Genomic DNA, 18,141 nt, shown 5'->3' on the forward strand with positions numbered 1-18,141 from the left:
CTGGTTCCATGCTGGCGCGTCTGTCGATCCGTGACATCGTCCTGATCGAACGGCTCGATATCGAATTCGCCACCGGACTTGCGGTTTTGACCGGCGAGACCGGTGCGGGCAAATCCATCCTGCTCGATGCCTTTGCACTGGCTCTTGGCGGCCGCGGTGACGCCGGCCTCGTGCGCCATGGCGCGGAGCAGGGGCAGGTGACCGCCGTCTTCGATATCCCGAAGAATCACCCTGCGACGAAAATCCTGGCCGAGAACGGGCTGGACGATACCGGTGAGATGATCCTGCGCCGGGTCCAGCTCGCTGACGGCCGGACCCGCGCCTTCATCAACGACCAGTCCATCAGCGTGCAGACGCTGAAGGCGGTCGGCGCTGCGCTGGTCGAGATCCACGGCCAGCATGACGAGCGCGCGCTGGTCGATGCCGCCACCCATCGCCGCCTGCTCGATGCCTTTGCCGGCCTCGAAAAGGACGTGGCTGGCCTCGAAGCGCTGTGGGAAGCGCGCCGCACCGCCAACACCGAGCTGGAAGAGCATCGCGCCGGCATGGAGCGCGCGGCGCGCGAGGCCGACTATCTGCGCCACGCCTCCGACGAGCTGAAGCAGCTCGCGCCCAAGGACGGCGAGGAGACCTCGCTCGCCCACCGCCGCACCACCATGATGCAGGGCGAGAAGATCGCCTCGGATCTGCGCGAGGCGCAGGAGGTGGTCGGCGGCCATAACTCGCCGGTTGCGGCGCTGTCCGCCGCCGTGCGCCGGCTGGAGCGTCGCGGCGTCAATTCGCCGGCGCTGGTCGAGCCCGCGGTGAAGGCGATCGACATCGCGATCAACGCGCTGGAGGAGGCCGACCAGCATCTCCTGGCCGCGCTCGCAGCGACCGATTTCGATCCGGCCGAGCTCGAGCGCATCGAGGAGCGGCTGTTCGCCTTACGCGCCGCCTCGCGCAAATATTCGACGCCGGTCGATGGCCTGGCGGTGCTCGCCGCCAAATACGCCGCCGACGTCGTGCTGATCGATGCCGGCGCCTCGCGCCTGAAGAAGCTCGAGCAGGCGGCGATCGAGGCCGACGCGCGCTATGCGGCGGCGGCGAAGAAGCTCTCCGCGGCGCGGCAGAAATCCGCCGAGAAGCTCAACAAGGCCGTCAACGCCGAGCTGGCGCCGCTCAAGCTCGAGCGCGCAAAGTTCATGACCCAGGTCGCGACCGACGAGGCTGCTCCGGGCCCGCAAGGTTTCGATCGCGTCGAGTTCTGGGTGCAGACCAATCCAGGCACCAAGCCGGGCCCGATGATGAAGGTCGCCTCCGGCGGCGAGCTGTCGCGCTTCCTGCTGGCGCTGAAGGTCGTGCTGTCCGACCGCGGCTCGGCGCCGACCCTGGTGTTCGACGAAATCGACACCGGCGTCGGCGGCGCGGTGGCGGATGCCATCGGCGCGCGGCTCGCGCGCCTCGCCGGCAAGGTCCAGGTGATGGCGGTGACGCATGCTCCGCAGGTCGCCGCCCGCGCCGACCAGCATCTCCTGATCTCCAAGGATGCGCTGGACAAGGGCAAGCGCGTCGCCACCCGTGTCAACGCACTGGCTGCCGACCACCGCCGTGAGGAAATCGCCCGCATGCTCGCCGGCGCCGAGATCACGGCCGAGGCGAGGGCGGCCGCAGACCGGCTGCTCAAGGCGGCGACGGCTTAGTGGTGCTCTCTGGGCGCGGCGCGTTGCGCCGCATCCGGGGAACAAAGAGACTAACCCGCCTTTACCGTCCCTCCCGCTCCGTCGTATCCAAGCACCATGGCCAGAGCAGCAAGATCAAAACCGCTTCGTGACGTCGCCGACCTCACCAAGGCACAGGCCAAGGTCGAGCACATCAGGCTGTCGCTCGAGATCGAGGGACACAACGAGCGCTACTATCAAGAGGACGCGCCCACCGTCACCGACGCCGAATACGATGCGCTGCGCCACCGCCTCGACGCGATCGAAAAGCGCTTTCCTGAATTCGTCAGCGGGGATTCCCCCTCGCAGAAGGTCGGCGCGGCGCCGTCCGGGCGCTTCAGGAAGGTGTCGCATTCCGTTCCGATGCTGTCGCTCGACAACGCCTTTGCCGAAGAAGACGTGCGCGACTTTGTCGGCCGCATCGTGCGTTTCCTCAAGCTCGACGACGACAAGATCAATTTCTCCGCCGAGCCCAAGATCGACGGTTTGTCGATGTCGCTGCGCTATGAGGGCGGCGAACTCGTCACCGCGGCAACGCGAGGGGATGGTGCGGTCGGCGAGGACGTCACCGCCAATATCCGCACGCTCGAGGACGTGCCGCAGAAGCTGAAGGGGCGCAACATCCCTGATGTCTGCGAGGTGCGCGGCGAAGTCTATATGACCAAGAAGGCCTTCCTCGCGCTCAACGAGCGGCAGAAGGCGGCCGGCGACACCATCTTCGCCAATCCGCGCAACTCTGCCGCGGGTTCGTTGCGGCAGAAGGACCCGACCATCACCGCTTCGCGTCCCCTGGGCTTCTTCGCCTATGCCTGGGGCGAGATGAGCGCGATGCCCGAGGATACGCAGAGCAGCATGATCCACTGGTTCGAGCGCTGCGGCTTCAAGACCAATCCGCTGACCAAACTCTGTCACTCGGTCGAGGAGCTGATCGCGTTCCATCATTCCATCGAGGAGCGGCGTGCAAGGCTCGACTACGACATCGACGGCGTCGTCTACAAGGTCGATCGTATCGACTGGCAGGAGCGGCTCGGCTTCGTCTCGCGCACGCCTCGCTGGGCGATCGCACATAAATTCCCGGCCGAGCGGGCCATGACCGTGCTGCGCGACATCGAGATCCAGGTCGGCCGTACCGGCTCCTTCACGCCGGTCGGCAAGCTCGAGCCTGTCGGGGTCGGCGGTGTGATCGTACAGAACGTCACCCTGCACAACGAGGACTATATCAAGGGCATCGGCAACAAGGGCGAGCTTCTGCGCGAGGGGCGCGACATCAGGATCGGAGACACCGTCGTGATCCAGCGCGCTGGCGACGTGATTCCGCAGGTCGTCGACGTCGTCCTCGACAAGCGGCCGAAGAGCGCCAGGGAATATCACTTCCCGAAGACCTGCCCGTGCCCGCTGCACACCGACGTCGTGCGCGGGGAGACGGCAGCCGGCGAGGAGGAATCACGCGCCCGCTGCACCGGCGAGTTCGCCTGCCCCTACCAGAAGATCGAGCACCTCAAGCTGTTCGTGTCGCGGCGCGCCTTCGACATCGACGGTCTCGGCGAGAAGCAGCTCCAGTATTTCTTCGATGAGGGATGGGTCAAGGAGCCCGCCGACATCTTCACGCTGGAGAAGCGCAATGCAAAGCTCAAGCTCGAGGAGATCGAGGGCTACGGTGCGACCTCGGTGCGCAATCTGTTCGGCGCCATCGAGAGCCGCCGCAGTATCGCGCTGGAGCGCTTCGTCTATGCGCTCGGTATGCGCCATGTCGGCGAGACCACGGCGCTCGCGCTTGCGCGCGGTTACGGCTCCTGGAATGCCTTCCACGACGCCTGCCTCAAGGTCGCCAAGGGCGACGAGGAGGCGATGGCGGAGATGGACGCGCTGGACCAGATCGGCGATACCGTGATCAAGAGCATCGCCGATTATTTTGGCGAGAGCCACAATCGCGGCATCGTCGAACGGCTGACCAGGGAGGTCGAGATCGTCGATGCCGAGAAGCCGAAGAGCAACTCCGCGGTGGCGGGCAAGACGGTGGTGTTCACGGGCTCGCTGGAGAAGATGACGCGCGATGAGGCCAAGGCCACCGCCGAGCGGTTGGGCGCGAAGGTCTCGGGTTCGGTGTCGAAGAAGACCGACCTCGTCGTCGCCGGCCCCGGCGCGGGCTCGAAGCTCGCGGACGCCAACAAGCACGGCGTCAAGGTGCTGACCGAGGACGAGTGGTTGAAGTTGATCGGGGAGTGAAAGGTCGTCCTCCGCGCCGCTCACTCCTCTGCATTCGTCGCCCGGCTTGACCGGGCGATCCAGGATTCCGGAGACAGCGCGACAATACGGAGAAGCCGCGGCGTACTGGATCCCCCGCTTTAGCGGAGGATGACACCGTTCTTGTGGAGGCATTCGAGCCCCCTCACATCATCCCCGCCTCTTCCTCTTCCGCCTGTTCGATCAATTCCTCGCTCACCACCAGCTCGCGGCGCGGCACGATGAAGGTCATCGTCGCGGCGCAGAGCAGCGAGATCGCAAGCACCGCCGAGGTCAGCGGCAGCGTCGTGGCGGAATGGCCGCCGAGATAGGCGCCGAACTGCGACATCAGCGCACCGATCCCCTGTTGCAGAAAGCCCATGGCACCCGACGCGGTGCCGGCGGCTTCGGGGCGGATGCTGATGGCGCCGGCGGCGGAGTTCGCCATCACGAAGGCGTTGCCGACCATCACGATCATCTGCGTGCCGAACAGCCAGCTTGGCGCTTCGTTCCAGCCCGTAAAGCTCCAGAACAGGTTCAAGAGGCTGCCGCAGAGTTGCAAGGCGAGCCCGAACCAGATCAGCTTCTCCAGCGAGTGTCGCGGCGCAAAGCGCACGCAGAGCAGATTGCCGACCAGATACGCAAATCCCGTCGTCGCGAACCACGCGCCGTATTCGGCGCTGGTCCGGCCCATCTGCGTCACGACGATGTAGGGACCGCCGCCGGCGAAGGTGAAGATGATCTGGGACGCCAGCACCTGGCACATCACGTAGCCGATGAAGGCGCGGCTCTTGATCAGGGTGCCGACGTCGCTGCGAAAGCCGCCGCTGCCGACAGCGCGGTCGCGCCGCGTCTCCGGCAGTGCGATTGCGATGCCGACGGCGACTGCGATCGCGCCGAATGTGACGGCGTAGAAAATCGCGCGCCAACCGAACGCGGTCTCGATCAGGCCGCCGGTGAGCGGAGAGACCATCTGGCCGATCATCAGGGCGGCGACCACGAGGCTGATCATGGAGGCGACACGATCTCGCTCGTAGATGTCGCGGATGATCGCGCGGCTGATCACCATGCCGGAGGCGCCGCCGAGGGCCTGGAAGAAGCGCGCCGCGATCAGCTGCGGCAGGGTCTCGGCGAAGATGCAGGCGACGCTCGCCGTCACCATCAGCGCAAGGCCGCCGAGCAGCACCGGGCGCCGGCCGAACCTGTCCGACAGCGGCCCCATGATCAGCTGCGAGAGTGCGATGCCGACCATGTAGAGCGACACCGTCATCTGCGCGATCGAGATATCGCGGCCGAAGGTCGTCGCCAGCACCGGCAGCGCCGGAACCAGGATGTACAGCGAGATCGGCGCGATCCCGGTCATGACGACGAGCAGCAGCAACACCACGCGCGAGGTCGCGATGTTCCTCGTCGCCGCGTCCTGCGGCCTGCTGATCATGCCGTGCATGCGTATCCGTCTTTCGAATTCGAGTCGGACTGTAGCCTGCTCGCACAAGACGGATATCGGCGTTTCGGAATGCGGCTATACCGATTCCGGAACTGTTACCGTGACGGCGTGCAGGAAGCCGTCGTTTTACGGCGAAGCGTGGCGAGGAACGCACCAGGCCGGCCGTGATCGCGGGGCGAGGGCCGCTGAGCCTTGCGCTGATCGCGTAGCGCCATGCGGGCACCGTCTAGGCTGTCAGCTCCGCCGTGGCCTGATCGAGCCAGGCCTTCGTCGTCTCATCCAGCGCCGGCCCCACTTCAGTGCGGACGCGGGAGTGGTAAGCATTGAGCCAGGCGAGCTCGTCGCGGTTCAGCATGGCGGCGTCGATCAGCCGGCGGTCGATCGGCGCCAGCGTGAGCGTCTCGAATGCGTTCATCGGCTTCTCGGCGCCTTTGATGTCGGCGGCGACCACCAGCTCGAGATTCTCGATGCGGATACCGAAACCGTCGGTCTTGTAATAGCCGGGCTCGTTGGAGAGGATCATGCCGCGCTTCAGCGGCGTGGTGCCGAGCTTCGAGATCCGTGCCGGTCCTTCGTGCACGCTGAGATAGCTGCCGACGCCATGGCCGGTGCCGTGCTCGAAATCGACGCCGGCGGCCCAGAGATATTGCCGCGCCAGTGTGTCGAGTTGCGCGCCGGTGGTGCCGTCGGGGAAGACCGCGCGCGCGATCGCGATATGGCCGCGCAGCACACGGGTGAAGCGGTCGCGCATCTCCTCCGTCGGCTCGCCCACGGCCATGGTGCGGGTGACGTCGGTGGTGCCGTCTTCATATTGCGCGCCGGAATCGATCAGCAGCAGATCGCCGGGCACGATGCGCCGGTTGCTCTTGCGGGTGACGCGGTAGTGCACGATGGCCCCGTTCGGCCCCGTGCCCGAGATGGTCGGGAACGACACGTCCTTCAACGCGCCGGTGTCGCGGCGGAACGTCTCCAGCGCCTCGACTGCGTCGATCTCGGTGAGCTTGCCGCTTGGAGCCTCGCGATCGATGAAGGCGAGGAAGCGCGCCAGCGCGATCGCATCGCGACGGTGCGCCGTCTGCGTGCCCTTGATTTCGGTCGCGTTCTTCACGGCCTTGAGCAGTGCGATCGGATCGCTGCCGCGCACCGGCTTGCCGCCGCCGCCCTGGATCAACCGGCTGAGCGCATCGGCCGCCGTGGCGTTGTCGAGCGCAATCGCCGCGCCGCTCTTGGCGAGCGCCATCAGCGTCGGCGTCAGCGCATCGGGCTCGCGCACATCGGCCGATTGCTCGAGATGATCGCGCGTCAGGTTGGAGAGCTTGCGGTGGTCGATGAACACGGTGGGCCGGCCGACCTTGGGCACCAGCGCGTAGGACAGCGGCAGCGGCGTGTGCGCGACATCGGCGCCGCGGATGTTGAAGGTCCAGGCGACCGCATGGCTGTCGGAAAGCACCAGCGCGTCGGCGCTCAGCTTCTCGATCTCGGTCTTGATCTGCGCCACCTTCTCGGCCTCGGCGACGCCGGCATATTGCAGGCCGTGGATCGCGACAGGCGCGATCGGGGCTTGAGGCCGGTCCTGCCAGACCGCGTCGAGCGGATTGCTGTCGACCGCCACCAATTCGGCGCCGGCTTTGGCGCAGGCGGCGGAGAGGCGTTCGGCTGCCGCAAAAGTGTGCAGCCATGGATCAAATCCTAGGCGATCGCCGGTTTTGAGATGCGCCGAGATCCAGCTCTCCGGCGGCGGATCGATCAGCGATTCGACCGTCCACGCCTTTGCGTCGACCTGCTTGGCCGCCTGGATCGTGTAGCGGCCGTCAACGAAAAGTGCGGCTTCCCGGGCCAGCACCACGGCAAGCCCCGCCGAGCCGGTGAAGCCGGTCAGCCAGGCGAGCCGCTCTTCGGAGGGCGCGACATATTCATTCTGCTGCTGGTCGGCGCGCGGAATCACAAAGCCGGTCAGCTTGCGACGGGCGAGTTCATCACGGAGCGCAGCCAGACGTGCCGTCAACGCGACGCCGGCCTCCGGCTCCTCGAATGTCTGGAAGTGTGCTTCGAACATGGCTCAGTTTAGGATCATGGGGATCAGTCCGCAATGTAGACGCAATTGCGATCTCATCTGGCACGGACTGTGCTTGAAAATGTTCCATTCGAATTGAGTGGAGTAGTGGATGCGGCAGTTGCGCTTCGTCCGGATGTAAGGGAAATTCGAGCAGGTGGTTCATCTCAACGGCGAGGGGACACACGATGCCAGCGTTCACCTTTGAGAAGATTTCGCCGCCGGTGCGCCGCGCACCTGTCGCAACGACACCGAAGAAGCCGCGTGGCCTCATCAGCCAGATGATCGACCGCGTTGCGGCGCGCCGCGCAAGGCGGACCTTGCATGCGGAGCGCGCGATGCGCCGGGACGACAAGCCCGAGGAGTAGCGCGTTGCTCACCTCTCCGCGCAAGCGGGGCGAGGGTGCACACCTACCTGCTCAATCCACCTTCCTTAGCAGCAGGCTGCTCCAGCCCTCGATCCGCAGATGGCGGAGAGGTATGAGGCCGCGTGCGCGGTAGGCGGCGATCACCGCAGGGGCCTGGTGGGTCAGCAGGCCGGAGAGGATGACGCGGGCGCCGGGCGCCAGATGCCGGGCCATCGGACCCGCCAATTGCCGGAGCGGATTGGCAAGGATGTTGGCCAGTACCAGGTCGAACGGGCCGCGTTTGGCAAAGTCCGGCGCAGCGAAGCCGGTGGCACGGATCACCCGGACGTATTGACCTGTTTCGTTCAGTGCCGCGTTTTCGGCCGCGACTCGCACCGAGGGCGGGTCGATGTCGGAGGCCAGCACCGCGCGGTGCAGCGCCTTGGCGGCTGCGATCGCCAGCACGCCGGTACCGGTGCCGAGATCGAGCACGCGCCTCGGCCGGGCATGTTTCAGGACATGGTCAAGCAGAAGTAAACAGCCACGCGTGGTGCCGTGGTGTCCGGTTCCGAAGGCGAGCGCCGCTTCGATCTCGACGGCGAGCTTGTTCGGCGCCACCCGATCGCGGTCGTGGCTGCCATGGACGACGAAGCGTCCGGCCGGGACGGGGACAAGATCTTCCAGGCTCGCCTTGACCCAGTCCTTGGCCTCGACCGTGTCGAAGGCAAGCGTGGCGACGACGTCATTTCCTGCTGAAGTTGCAACGAGTTCGTGCAGCAATGTCTGGTCCGGCGCCTCGGCAAAATGCAGCGTGACATCCCATTGTCCGTCCGGCCGCTCGAAGGCGGCGACGGCGGTATCGCCTTCGAAAAAGACCTCCGTGAGTACGTCGACGACGCGCCTGGCGGCAGCCTCGCTTCCGATCGAAAAGCTGGCTCGGTGGGTAGGGGAAGGCTGCATTCTAGGGGCCCCGTTGGGTTCAATTTGGGGAACTTTTGTTCCCGTTTTTCCGGATAACTTGCGGTTCCCAAGTTAACTGGACCGTAGGTTGCGCTCCGTAGATTCTCGGATGTTGGAACCAAACAACACACCCTGGAATGGAGGCGAGTCTTGAAGCGCATGGTTTCGAAATTCTGGTCGGACGAGTCCGGCGCAACCGCGATCGAATACGGCCTGATCGCGGCCGGGATCGCGCTGGCGATCATCACCGTGGTGAACAGCCTGGGCACCACGATGAACGACAAGTTCGGTTCGATTAGCAGCTCCTTGAAGTAATTTCTGCCTCCCATTTCCCAGCGGGGGCCACTTTCTTCATAGACGGCTTTTTCGACGATCGCCCGCTGGGGGAATTGCCCCCTTGGCGGGCGAAGTCGTATTGGGAGGTCTCTCCACAGGAACTCAACATGATGTCCGCGCATCGCCGGCCGCTCATCCACCGGCTTATGCACGGCCTTTCCCGCCCTTTCTCCACAGCCTGATCCGGACTTGTACCCAACGGTCGCTCCAGGTTTCCACGGCTTCACCACAGCTTTGCCAACAGACCTGTCCACGGTTCGTCCACAGGCCTATCCACGGCTTGCGAACAGGCTGCGGTGATCTCTCAAAATCACCTGCGCGGCGTTGTGGCCCGGGGCGCCGGTGACGCCTCCGCCGGGATGGGCGCCGGAGCCGCAATGGTAGAGGCCCTTCAGCGGCCCACGGTAATCGGCATGGCCCAGCATCGGCCTGGCGGAGAAAAGCTGGTTCAGCGTCAGTGCGCCGTGGAAGATGTCGCCGCCCAACAGGCCGAACTGCCGCTCGAGATCGAGCGGCGAGAGGATCTGGCGGCCGCGCACGCTGGCCGCGAAGCCCGGCGCGTAGCTATCGACAGTCGCGATCATGAGATCGGCGACCTCGTCGCGATGGTCGTCCCAGGACCTGCCATCGGGAAGCTCCGGCGCGACGTGCTGGCAGAACAGGCTTGCGACGTGCTGCCCCGCAGGCGCGAGCGTGTCGTCGAGCGTGGAGGGGATCAGCATCTCGACGATCGGCATTTGGCTCCAGCCCTGTGCTCGCGCGTCGAGATACGCGCGGTCCATATAGCCCAGGCTCGGCGCCAGGATGATGCCGGAGGTGAGATGATCGCCTTGGCCCGGCAACGCCGTGAAGGAGGGCAGGCGGTCCAGCGCCACGTTCATGCGGAAGGTGCCGGAGCCGTTCTTCCAGTGGCGGATGCGTGCGAGAAAATCCTGCGGCAGAGCATCGGCCGCGACCAGCCGCGTGTAGAGCAGTTTGGGATTGACGTTGGCCGCGACATACTTCGCCCGAACGGAAGTGCCGTTCTCCAGCACCACGCCGACGGCGCGGTCGCGCTCGACGATTACTTCGCGCACGCCGGCATCGGTATCGATGGTGACACCTCGAGCCCGCGCGGCGCGCGCCATCGCCTGTGTGATAGCACCCATGCCGCCGATGGCGTGGCCCCAGACGCCCTTCTTGCCGTTCACCTCGCCGAAGGCGTGATGGAGCATCACATAGGCCGAGCCGGCGGCGTAGGGGCTCGCATAATTGCCGACGATGGCGTCGAAGCCGAATAGCGCCTTGACCAGATCGTGCTCGAACCGCTCGTCCAGCATCTCGCCGGCCGAGCGGGTGAAGAGATCGAGCAGGCTGCGGCTCTGCTCCAGCGAGAGCCCGCGCAGGATGTTGGCCGTCGAGAGTGCGTTCGCGGCCTCGCGGATCGCGCCAAGGCCAATACTGCCGAGCAGGTTCGGCGGCGCGCGCAGCACGAACTGCCGCAGCACGTCGGCGATGTCCTCGAGCTCGCGCGAAAACCCGTCGAGGGCATCGGCATCGCGCGCGCTGAGCCGTGCGACCGACGCCTTGGTCCGGCCCTCGCCGGTGAGGAGATAGTTGCCGTCGGGCGCGGGCAGAAAATTCTGCGCACGCCGCTCGACCACGCGCAGGCCGTGTTCGGCAAGGCCGAGGTCTCGGATGACCCGCGGATTGAGCAAGCTCACGGTGTAGGCCGCGACCGAATTGCGAAAGCCCGGGTGAAACTCCTCCGTGACCGCGGCGCCGCCGACCACGTTGCGGCGCTCCACCACATGCACGCGCAAGCCCGCCATCGCGAGATAGGCCGCGCAGGTGAGGCCGTTATGGCCAGCGCCGATGATGACGACGTCGGTTTCGGTCATGAGGGATTCGCGTTGTTTCTGCCTGCCGTCATTCCGGCGCGCGCAGAGCGCAGACCCGGAATCTCGAGATTCTCCGGTGCGCAAATGGCGCACCGTAGGTCGATGCTGACGCATCGCCCCGGAATGACGTTCTATATCAAGCATTCCTCGCTGCAACATCACGAGACCATTTATTGCTCGTTCAGGCGCGGTGTGCTCCATTGCGCGCGCCCGGCGCCCACCGGGGGAAAGCCGGAGCTTCCATGGATTCGATCGTGCAACCCGCCGCCACGGAGCAGCCGTCCTCCTCGCGCAACCGGCTGCTGCTGACGGTCTACACCGCCGCGATCTTCGTCAGTGCGCTCTTGCTGTTCTCGGTGCAGCCGCTGTTCACGAAAATGGTGCTGCCGCGGCTCGGCGGCTCACCGGCGGTGTGGTCGGTGGCGATGGTGTTCTTCCAGTCGCTGCTTCTCGCGGGCTACGCTTATGCGCACCTGCTCATGCAGATCAGAAATCGCGTGATTCCGGTCGCGGTGCATCTGGCGCTGCTGATCGCAGCCTTCGTCACTTTGCCGCTGGGCATCGCCAGCGCCTATGGCGAGCCGCCAGCGTCCGGTTACGCATTCTGGCTGCTCGGCCTGTTCGTGATGTCGATTGGGCTGCCGTTCTTCGCGCTCGCTGCCAACAATCCGCTTCTGCAAGCCTGGTTCGTCCGCACCGGCCACCCCGACGGCCACGATCCGTACTTCCTCTATGCCTCCTCCAACATCGGCAGCTTCCTCGCGTTGCTGTCCTATCCGTTCCTGCTGGAGCCGATGTTCACGCTGCACACGCAGAATCGGCTCTGGACCGGCGGTTATGGCCTCCTGATCCTGCTGATTGCGGCCTGCGGCGTTTTGCTGCTGCGCGCGCCGAAACTGGCTTTAGTCGATGCGCGAACCGAAGAGGCAACTGCGCCGGCACCCACTTTGACGACGCGGCTGCGCTGGATCTTCCTCGCCGCAGTGCCGTCGGGCCTGCTCATCGCGGTCACCGCGCATATCTCGACCGACGTCGCAGCGGCACCGTTGCTGTGGGTGCTGCCCCTGTCGTTGTACCTGTTGACCTGGGTGGTGGTGTTCCAGTCACGGCCGCTCTTGCCGCACAAATGGATGCTGATGCTCCAGCCGGTGGCGATCGCAGGCGTCGTCGTCCTGCTGGCCTTCGGCGGCGAGCAGAACCTGCTGCTCACGCTCGGCGGTCATCAATTGTGCTTCTTCGTCATCGCCATGGCCTGCCATGGCGAGCTGGCGCGAACCCGCCCTGCAGCCAAATATCTCACCGGCTTCTATGTCGCGTTGTCGTTCGGCGGCATGGTCGGCGGCCTTTTTGCCGGTCTCGTCGCGCCCTTCACCTTCTCGTGGATCGCCGAATACCCGATCCTGGTCGCACTCGCGGCGTTGTGCCGGCCGTCGGCGAACGAGCGTTTTGCGGGCATCGTGAGATGGTACTGGCTGGCGCTGGCCGTGCTCGCGGCGGGGCTGGTTGCGCCGTCCACCATGACGGGCAATCTCTCGACCTGGTTCGAGGATCAGCGCGTCTGGGTCGCCGGTGCCGTCGGCGTGCTGGCCGCGGTGCTGGCGCTGGCACTCAATGCCGACCGCTGGAAGATCTTTGCCACCGTCGCGCTGGCGCTGGCCGTGACGCGGATCTATCCGGCCGACGAAGGCCGCGTTACCACCGTCCGCAGCTTCTTCGGCGTGCACAAGATCGTGGAGACGCCGGGCGGCTATTTTCACGTGCTGATGCACGGCACCACCATTCACGGTGCCGAGCGCTTCCGCAACAATGACGGCACGCCGGTCACCGGCCGGCCCGAGCCGATCACCTATTACCACAAGGACGGCGGTATCGGTCAGGCCATCACGGCGATCCGCGAACGCAAGGGGGCGCCGTTGAGGGTTGCGGCGATCGGCGTCGGATCGGGTACGCTGGCCTGCGCCGCCGAGCCCGGCGAGGACTGGAAGTTCTTCGAGATCGACCAGTCCATGGTCGATGCCGCGCGTGATCCGAAGAATTTCCGCTACATCTCGAGCTGCCAGCCGGGCCTGAAGCCGGTGATTGGCGACGCGCGCGTCACCTTCGCCAGGGAGCCCGACGGCATCTACGACCTCATCATTGTCGACGCCTATTCGTCGGATGCGATCCCGATTCATCTGGCGACCGAAGAGGCGATGAAGATCTACAAGGACAAGCTGGCTCCGCACGGCGCCGTCGTGATGCACGTTTCCAACCGGCATCTCGATCTCGAGCCTGTCGTGGTCGGCGTTGCCGATGCCAACGATTTGAGAAGCTGGGTCTTTGATGAGGATTCGGGCCGCGACGCCGACTACATTTTCTCGACCGACGTCGTCATCTCAGCGCGCGAGGAGGCCGACGTCGGCAAGCTCGCCTCGTCCGACCAGTGGGAGGAGACCGATCCCGACGAGGAGGTGCGGGTCTGGACCGACGACTACTCCAACATTCTCGGCGCACTTTATCGGCGTCTGCGGTTCGGGGAGCAATAGCTCCGGCGCCTACGGCTGGACCGGCGTCCCAGCCGGCAGCGCTATTCCCTTCTCGCCGGCGACTTGCCGCAGCAGGTCCGGCCTGTCAGAGATGATGCCGTCGACGCCGAACTCGATCATGCGCGCCATGTCGTCGGGCTTGTTGACGGTCCAGACCACGACACGCAACCCCTGCGTATGGGCTTCAGCGACAAGAGCCGCTGTGATGTCGCCGAAATAGGGCGACCACACCGCGCCGCCCGCGGCCTTGATCGTGCGCGGCAGCGAGCCGCCGTGATCGGCGGGGTTGAAGTCCGCCGTCCAACTGGTGGCCCTGTCGAGAGCGTTGGTCGGCATCGAGCCGCGCTGGATCGTCAGGTACACGGTCGGAATGCTCGGGGCGCGCTGCTGGACGAGGAGTAGCGTCCGCCAATCGAACGACTGGATCATGACGCGGTCGGAGAATTTTTCGCCCTCGATCACTGCGAGCAGCTTTTCGACGAAGGCCTGTGGCTGAAGCGATTCATCCGGATGATTCGGATCGATCTTGGTCTCGATATTGAAGCGCACGCGGTCGTTGCCGGATTTGCGCACCAGTGCAAACAGTTCCTTCAGCGTGGGAATGCGGGTCCCCGGCACGGCGCGCTGGTCGGGAAACTGCTTGGCATAGGCGCTGTCCGGCCGGATCTGGCCAACGTCATAGGCTCTGACGTCGGCGAATCGCAGCTTCACGAAGGGTGTGCCGGGCGCGGCGACATAGGCGCCGTGCGCGTCCCGTGCGAGGTCGGGATTGAGCCCGCGTTCATGTGACACGACGACCTCGCCATCCGCGGTGATGCCGACATCGAGCTCCAGCGTGTCCACGCCCATCGTGAGCGCATTGGCAAACGCCGGCAGGGTGTTTTCCGGCAGCAGCGCCCGCCCGCCGCGATGCGCCTCGAGATCGAAAGCCATGGCGTTTCCCGAAATGAGAAGTGACAGCACAGTCAAAATTCTCGCAGTACGTGATGTCATCGCAGCTCCGATGGCAAGTGCTTGAGCGTGGCCGAGCGCGCAGGGCCTGCTTTATGGGCTTTTGCGCCTGTTGAAACCTGGGGCTTCGGCTCGGGTTGCGCCCGCTCTGTCGTTATGCACTCATGGAAGTCGCCTTCCCCTCCCGTGCAACAGAAACGTTCGGTGCGCAGCCCTTCGTCACCCGTGACGACAACAGCCGCAATCCCGGCGTGATGGCCTGTCTACCGCCTGTCCGATCCGCAGACGCATTTGCGCATCGGTGTGCAGGTGGCGCTGTCGCTGGCCTTCCACGCCTGGGGCAACCCGCCGTTCAGAATGCTTCTGCTGGCCTCGCGGACAATCGTCGAATGCGGCGACGCCGCGTTCAAATAGCTCAGTTCTGATAATAATAGCCGCGCGGCTGGTAATACTGCCGGGGCTGCGGCTGATAGTAATAGCCCTGCTGGCTATAGGCGGGGTCGTAGGTCTGCTGCGGTTGCGGCAGTTGCTGGTAGACTTGGGTGCCGTACGGGCGGGCGATCGGCCGCGGCGCCGGGTAGCGCGCGCCGGTGTCACTGCCGTCGGCGGGATAGATGTAGTTGTCGTCCTGCGGCACGTAGCTGCGGGCAGGCTGCATCGGCGGCGCCAGATTCACCGGGCCGCCTGAGGTGGCGTATTGCTGCTCGGCCGGCTGCTGGGCGCGGGCGATTGCGTTGTTCGTACGGCCGCGCGGATTGCGCGCAAGCGCGACCTGTGCCGAGCCTGTGAGCGTCACCGTGGTGTTGAGCACACCCTGCTCCTGCACCAGCGCGTAGAGCGTCGAGGCGTTTTGACGCGACAGGCGTACGCAGCCGTGCGAGGCCGGCGTGCCCAATCGTCCGACCGAGTCGGTGCCGTGGATGGCGTGCCCGACCTTGGTGAAGAAGATCGAGTGCGGCATCGGCGCGTCGTCGAATTCCTTGGAGAAGTGATCCTCTTCCATGCGGAAGGCGCGGAAGGAGCCGTTCGGCGTCTCGCGCGAGGGAATGCCTGTCGACACCGGCCAGTGATAGCGCGTCACGCCGTCGACCACGACGGTCATCTGCTGATTGTCCTTGTCGACCGTAATGTCGACCTTGGCCTGCGCGGTGCCCGCGCTCAAAAGCATGAGCGAGGTGAAAGCGATAAAAAATGAACGCATCTGACGTCTGGCCTCCGGCCTGTTCACGCTAGGCGCCGCGGCTCTCCGTCCCCCGGCATGCACTATGCCCGCAATCCGGCTTTCGTTCCAGCGGCCTGCCAAGCTAACCTTCCTGCCATCGTTAACGTGATGCGGGGCGCAAGCAAGGCCACTTTGTGCCGTGCTGCCTTTGCTGGTGCTGACATTTTCGCGATTGGACGCGCGTTCACAACGCCGACAATTCGTCACAAAGGTGCAACCATTTGGCCGCCTCGCGCGTTGAATATCCGCCTACCATTGGCGACCGTAGCCGCCGCTTACCCCTGGGACCGAAGATGAACAAAGCCCGTCTTGCCGCCGCGCAGCTGCCGGCTGGCCTGCCTACCCGCATGCTGTTTGCAGCCGCCGCCGTTCTGCTTGCTCTGGCTTGCTTGCCGCAACCTGGTCATGGCCAGGGGATTGTGCGCGGCGCCCGGGAAGGCGCGTACGAAGGCAATCGCATTGCTGGTCCCGTGGGCGGCGCCGTTGGTGGTGTCGTTGGCGCCGGTGTCGGTGGCGCCGTTGGCGCCGTCGACGGTATTTTGGGAATCCCCTATCACGGCCATCGCCGCTGCCGCGGTTATTACGACGGCTATCACCATTTCCGCTGCTATCGGTAATGGTTGGGCTCAGTTCTTCAGCCGATAGCCCGTCCGGAAGATCCACCAGATCACGGCGAGACAAATCGCAAGGAACGCGACCGTCATGCCGATGCTGACGGACACGCTGACATCCGCGATCTCGTAGAAGCTCCAGCGGAATCCCGAGATCAGGTAGACGACGGGATTGAGCAGCGCGAGCGTGCGCCAGGTCGGCGGCAGCATCTCGATGGAATAGAAGCTGCCGCCGAGGAAGGTCAGCGGCGTCACCACCAGCATCGGGATCATCTGCAGCTTCTCGAAGCCGTCGGCCCAGATGCCGATGATGAAGCCGAACAGGCTGAACGTCACCGCCGTCAGCACCAGGAAGGCCAGCATCCAGACCGGATGATGAATGTGCAATGGCACGAAGAGGCCGGCGGTCGCCAGGATGATCAGGCCCAGAATGATCGACTTGGTCGCGGCGGCGCCGACATAGCCGAGCACGATCTCGAGGTACGAGATCGGCGCCGACAGGATCTCGTAGACCGTGCCGGTGAATTTCGGAAAGTAGATGCCGAACGAGGCATTGGCGATGCTCTGCGTCAGCACCGAGAGCATGATCAGGCCGGGCACGATGAAGGTGCCATAGCTGACGCCCTCGACCTGGCTGATGCGCGAGCCGATCGCAGCGCCGAACACCACGAAATAGAGCGAGGTCGAAACGACAGGCGAGACGATGCTCTGCAGCAGCGTGCGCCAGGTGCGCGCCATTTCGAACAGATAGATGGCGCGGATGGCGCGGTGGTTCATGACGTCCTCACGAGGTCGACGAAGATGTCCTCGAGCGACGATTGGGTCGTGTCGAGATCGTTGAAGCGGATGCCGGCGGTGCGCAGGTCGCTGAGCAGGCTGGTGATGCCGGTGCGCTCGCCCTTGGTGTCGTAGTCGTAGATCAGCGTCGCGCCGCCGTCGCAGAGGTCGAGCTCGTAGTGCGCGAGGCTCTCCGGCAGCGCAGTGACCCTGCCCTGCAAATGCAGCGTCAGCCGCTTCTTGCCGAGCTTCTGCATCAGGGTCGCCTTGTCCTCGACCAGCACGATCTCGCCCTTGTTGATGACGCCGATGCGGTCGGCCATCTCCTCGGCCTCCTCGATGTAGTGCGTGGTGAGGATGATGGTGACGCCGGATTGCTGCAGGCCGCGCACCACCTCCCACATGCCCTTGCGCAGCTCGACGTCGACGCCGGCGGTCGGCTCGTCCAGGAACAGGATCTGCGGCTCGTGCGAGAGCGCTTTGGCGATCATCACGCGGCGCTTCATGCCACCGGACAGCGTGATGATCTTGTTGTCCTTCTTGTCCCAGAGCGAGAGGTCCCTCAGCACCTTCTCGATGTGAGCTGGATTCTTCGGCTTGCCGAACAGGCCTCGGGAGAAGCTCACCGTCGCCCACACGCTCTCGAAGGCGTCGGTGTGCAATTCCTGCGGCACGAGGCCGATCAGCGAACGGGCCTTGCGGTAGGAGGTCTGGATGTCCTCGCCGCCGACGAGGACCTTGCCCTCGCTTGGATTGGCGATGCCGCAGATGATCGAGATCAGCGTGGTCTTGCCCGCGCCGTTCGGCCCGAGCAGGGCGAAGATCTCGCCGCGCTTGATGTCGAGATTGACGTTCTTGAGCGCCTTGAAGCCGGACCCATAGGTCTTCGACAGGTTGGCGACGGAAATGATGGAAGACATGGGAGCCGGGTGGGTGGGGGAGGGATTCGCCGGAACCCGCACCTTTTTTGGGCGGAAGACCAGCGGAGCCCTGAAATAGGAATGGCCTTGCCCGGCCGCAATTGGCGAGAGAAAAATGGTCTCAAAACAGGCTGTTCGGTGGCGAGTTTCGGGCAGGTGTTGCGCGTTGGTCACGGATTGCGGCTAAGA

Annotated in this window: 15 protein-coding genes; 7 read left to right on the forward strand and 8 right to left on the reverse strand. The window is 65.0% G+C overall.

The genetic code is table 11. The annotated features are described in order from the left end of the window. The first annotated feature begins 8 nt into the window (after nt 1–8). Both recN and ligA read left to right on the forward strand, forming a co-directional pair. Nucleotides 9–1,682, forward strand: coding sequence for a DNA repair protein RecN (recN, locus tag QY049_RS18210; protein ID WP_301269791.1), 1,674 nt, complete (start codon nt 9–11; stop codon nt 1,680–1,682). Between the two features lie 96 nt (nt 1,683–1,778). Beyond that, nucleotides 1,779–3,926: an NAD-dependent DNA ligase LigA gene (gene ligA / locus QY049_RS18215; RefSeq protein WP_301269792.1), complete on the forward strand. Its 2,148-nt coding sequence runs from the start codon at nt 1,779–1,781 to the stop codon at nt 3,924–3,926. A gap of 163 nt (nt 3,927–4,089) precedes the next feature. Here ligA and QY049_RS18220 read toward each other — a convergent pair whose 3' ends face one another. Both QY049_RS18220 and QY049_RS18225 read right to left on the reverse strand, forming a co-directional pair. Next, the gene (locus QY049_RS18220) at nt 4,090–5,370 is read right to left on the reverse strand and encodes a multidrug effflux MFS transporter (RefSeq protein WP_301269793.1); all 1,281 of its coding nucleotides are present in this window, start codon (nt 5,368–5,370) and stop codon (nt 4,090–4,092) included. Nucleotides 5,371–5,596: 226 nt separating this feature from the next. Continuing rightward, entirely contained in the window at nt 5,597–7,426 is a 1,830-nt protein-coding gene (locus tag QY049_RS18225; protein WP_301269794.1) for an aminopeptidase P family protein, read from the reverse strand. A gap of 185 nt (nt 7,427–7,611) precedes the next feature. Here QY049_RS18225 and QY049_RS18230 point away from each other — a divergent pair, with 185 nt between their 5' ends. Next, nucleotides 7,612–7,791 (forward strand): hypothetical protein, encoded by a 180-nt coding sequence (locus tag QY049_RS18230; protein WP_194480140.1) that lies wholly within the window; start codon nt 7,612–7,614, stop codon nt 7,789–7,791. 51 nt (nt 7,792–7,842) lie between these two features. Here the strand turns inward: QY049_RS18230 and QY049_RS18235 are convergent, their stop codons facing one another. Further along, nucleotides 7,843–8,730 carry a 50S ribosomal protein L11 methyltransferase gene (locus QY049_RS18235; RefSeq protein WP_194480141.1) on the reverse strand — a complete coding sequence of 296 codons (888 nt, stop codon included), beginning with the start codon at nt 8,728–8,730 and terminating at the stop codon, nt 7,843–7,845. Nucleotides 8,731–8,880: 150 nt separating this feature from the next. On the opposite strand from QY049_RS18235, the gene QY049_RS18240 reads away from it, so the two are divergent. Next, complete coding sequence (locus QY049_RS18240) at nt 8,881–9,045, forward strand: Flp family type IVb pilin (protein WP_187435185.1); 165 nt, start codon at nt 8,881–8,883, stop codon at nt 9,043–9,045. A 290-nt stretch (nt 9,046–9,335) separates the two neighbouring features. Here QY049_RS18240 and QY049_RS18245 read toward each other — a convergent pair whose 3' ends face one another. Then, nucleotides 9,336–10,946, reverse strand: a complete 1,611-nt coding sequence (locus tag QY049_RS18245; protein WP_301269795.1) for an NAD(P)/FAD-dependent oxidoreductase — start codon at nt 10,944–10,946, stop codon at nt 9,336–9,338. 242 nt (nt 10,947–11,188) lie between these two features. On the opposite strand from QY049_RS18245, the gene QY049_RS18250 reads away from it, so the two are divergent. Next, nucleotides 11,189–13,471, forward strand: coding sequence for a fused MFS/spermidine synthase (locus QY049_RS18250; RefSeq protein ID WP_301269796.1), 2,283 nt, complete (start codon nt 11,189–11,191; stop codon nt 13,469–13,471). A gap of 9 nt (nt 13,472–13,480) precedes the next feature. On the opposite strand, the gene QY049_RS18255 is transcribed toward QY049_RS18250, so the two are convergent. Beyond that, nucleotides 13,481–14,464 (reverse strand): glycerophosphodiester phosphodiesterase, encoded by a 984-nt coding sequence (locus tag QY049_RS18255; protein ID WP_301269797.1) that lies wholly within the window; start codon nt 14,462–14,464, stop codon nt 13,481–13,483. A gap of 249 nt (nt 14,465–14,713) precedes the next feature. On the opposite strand from QY049_RS18255, the gene QY049_RS18260 reads away from it, so the two are divergent. After that, nucleotides 14,714–14,836 carry a hypothetical protein gene (locus QY049_RS18260; protein ID WP_256442509.1) on the forward strand — a complete coding sequence of 41 codons (123 nt, stop codon included), beginning with the start codon at nt 14,714–14,716 and terminating at the stop codon, nt 14,834–14,836. Between the two features lies 1 nt (nt 14,837). Here the strand turns inward: QY049_RS18260 and QY049_RS18265 are convergent, their stop codons facing one another. After that, on the reverse strand, nt 14,838–15,623 hold the full coding sequence (locus tag QY049_RS18265) for a L,D-transpeptidase (RefSeq protein ID WP_258765781.1): 786 nt from the start codon (nt 15,621–15,623) through the stop codon (nt 14,838–14,840). A gap of 314 nt (nt 15,624–15,937) precedes the next feature. Between QY049_RS18265 and QY049_RS18270 the strand changes: the two genes are divergently transcribed. Then, complete coding sequence (locus QY049_RS18270; RefSeq protein WP_246755714.1) at nt 15,938–16,261, forward strand: hypothetical protein; 324 nt, start codon at nt 15,938–15,940, stop codon at nt 16,259–16,261. A 9-nt stretch (nt 16,262–16,270) separates the two neighbouring features. On the opposite strand, the gene QY049_RS18275 is transcribed toward QY049_RS18270, so the two are convergent. Together QY049_RS18275 and QY049_RS18280 are read right to left on the reverse strand one after the other, a co-directional pair. After that, on the reverse strand, nt 16,271–17,032 hold the full coding sequence (locus QY049_RS18275) for an ABC transporter permease (protein ID WP_301269798.1): 762 nt from the start codon (nt 17,030–17,032) through the stop codon (nt 16,271–16,273). Continuing rightward, a complete protein-coding gene (locus QY049_RS18280; RefSeq protein ID WP_301269799.1) occupies nt 17,029–17,952 on the reverse strand; it encodes an ABC transporter ATP-binding protein in 924 nt (307 codons plus the stop codon). The genes QY049_RS18275 and QY049_RS18280 overlap by 4 nt, the downstream gene beginning before the upstream one ends. Between the last annotated feature and the right edge of the window lie 189 nt (nt 17,953–18,141).

This window comes from Bradyrhizobium sp. WYCCWR 13022, from assembly GCF_030435535.1.
Taxonomy (GTDB): Bacteria; Pseudomonadota; Alphaproteobacteria; order Rhizobiales; family Xanthobacteraceae; genus Bradyrhizobium.

Coding starts and splice junctions, on each gene's coding strand:
- QY049_RS18225 (WP_301269794.1), bottom strand. CDS start 7,426: ATGTTCGAAGCACACTTCCAGACATTCGAGGAGCCGGAGGCCGGCGTC.
- QY049_RS18275 (WP_301269798.1), bottom strand. CDS start 17,032: ATGAACCACCGCGCCATCCGCGCCATCTATCTGTTCGAAATGGCGCGC.
- QY049_RS18255 (WP_301269797.1), bottom strand. CDS start 14,464: ATGACATCACGTACTGCGAGAATTTTGACTGTGCTGTCACTTCTCATT.
- ligA (WP_301269792.1), top strand. CDS start 1,779: ATGGCCAGAGCAGCAAGATCAAAACCGCTTCGTGACGTCGCCGACCTC.
- QY049_RS18250 (WP_301269796.1), top strand. CDS start 11,189: ATGGATTCGATCGTGCAACCCGCCGCCACGGAGCAGCCGTCCTCCTCG.
- QY049_RS18245 (WP_301269795.1), bottom strand. CDS start 10,946: ATGACCGAAACCGACGTCGTCATCATCGGCGCTGGCCATAACGGCCTC.
- QY049_RS18280 (WP_301269799.1), bottom strand. CDS start 17,952: ATGTCTTCCATCATTTCCGTCGCCAACCTGTCGAAGACCTATGGGTCC.
- QY049_RS18230 (WP_194480140.1), top strand. CDS start 7,612: ATGCCAGCGTTCACCTTTGAGAAGATTTCGCCGCCGGTGCGCCGCGCA.
- QY049_RS18235 (WP_194480141.1), bottom strand. CDS start 8,730: ATGCAGCCTTCCCCTACCCACCGAGCCAGCTTTTCGATCGGAAGCGAG.
- QY049_RS18270 (WP_246755714.1), top strand. CDS start 15,938: ATGAACAAAGCCCGTCTTGCCGCCGCGCAGCTGCCGGCTGGCCTGCCT.
- QY049_RS18265 (WP_258765781.1), bottom strand. CDS start 15,623: ATGCGTTCATTTTTTATCGCTTTCACCTCGCTCATGCTTTTGAGCGCG.
- recN (WP_301269791.1), top strand. CDS start 9: ATGCTGGCGCGTCTGTCGATCCGTGACATCGTCCTGATCGAACGGCTC.
- QY049_RS18220 (WP_301269793.1), bottom strand. CDS start 5,370: ATGCACGGCATGATCAGCAGGCCGCAGGACGCGGCGACGAGGAACATC.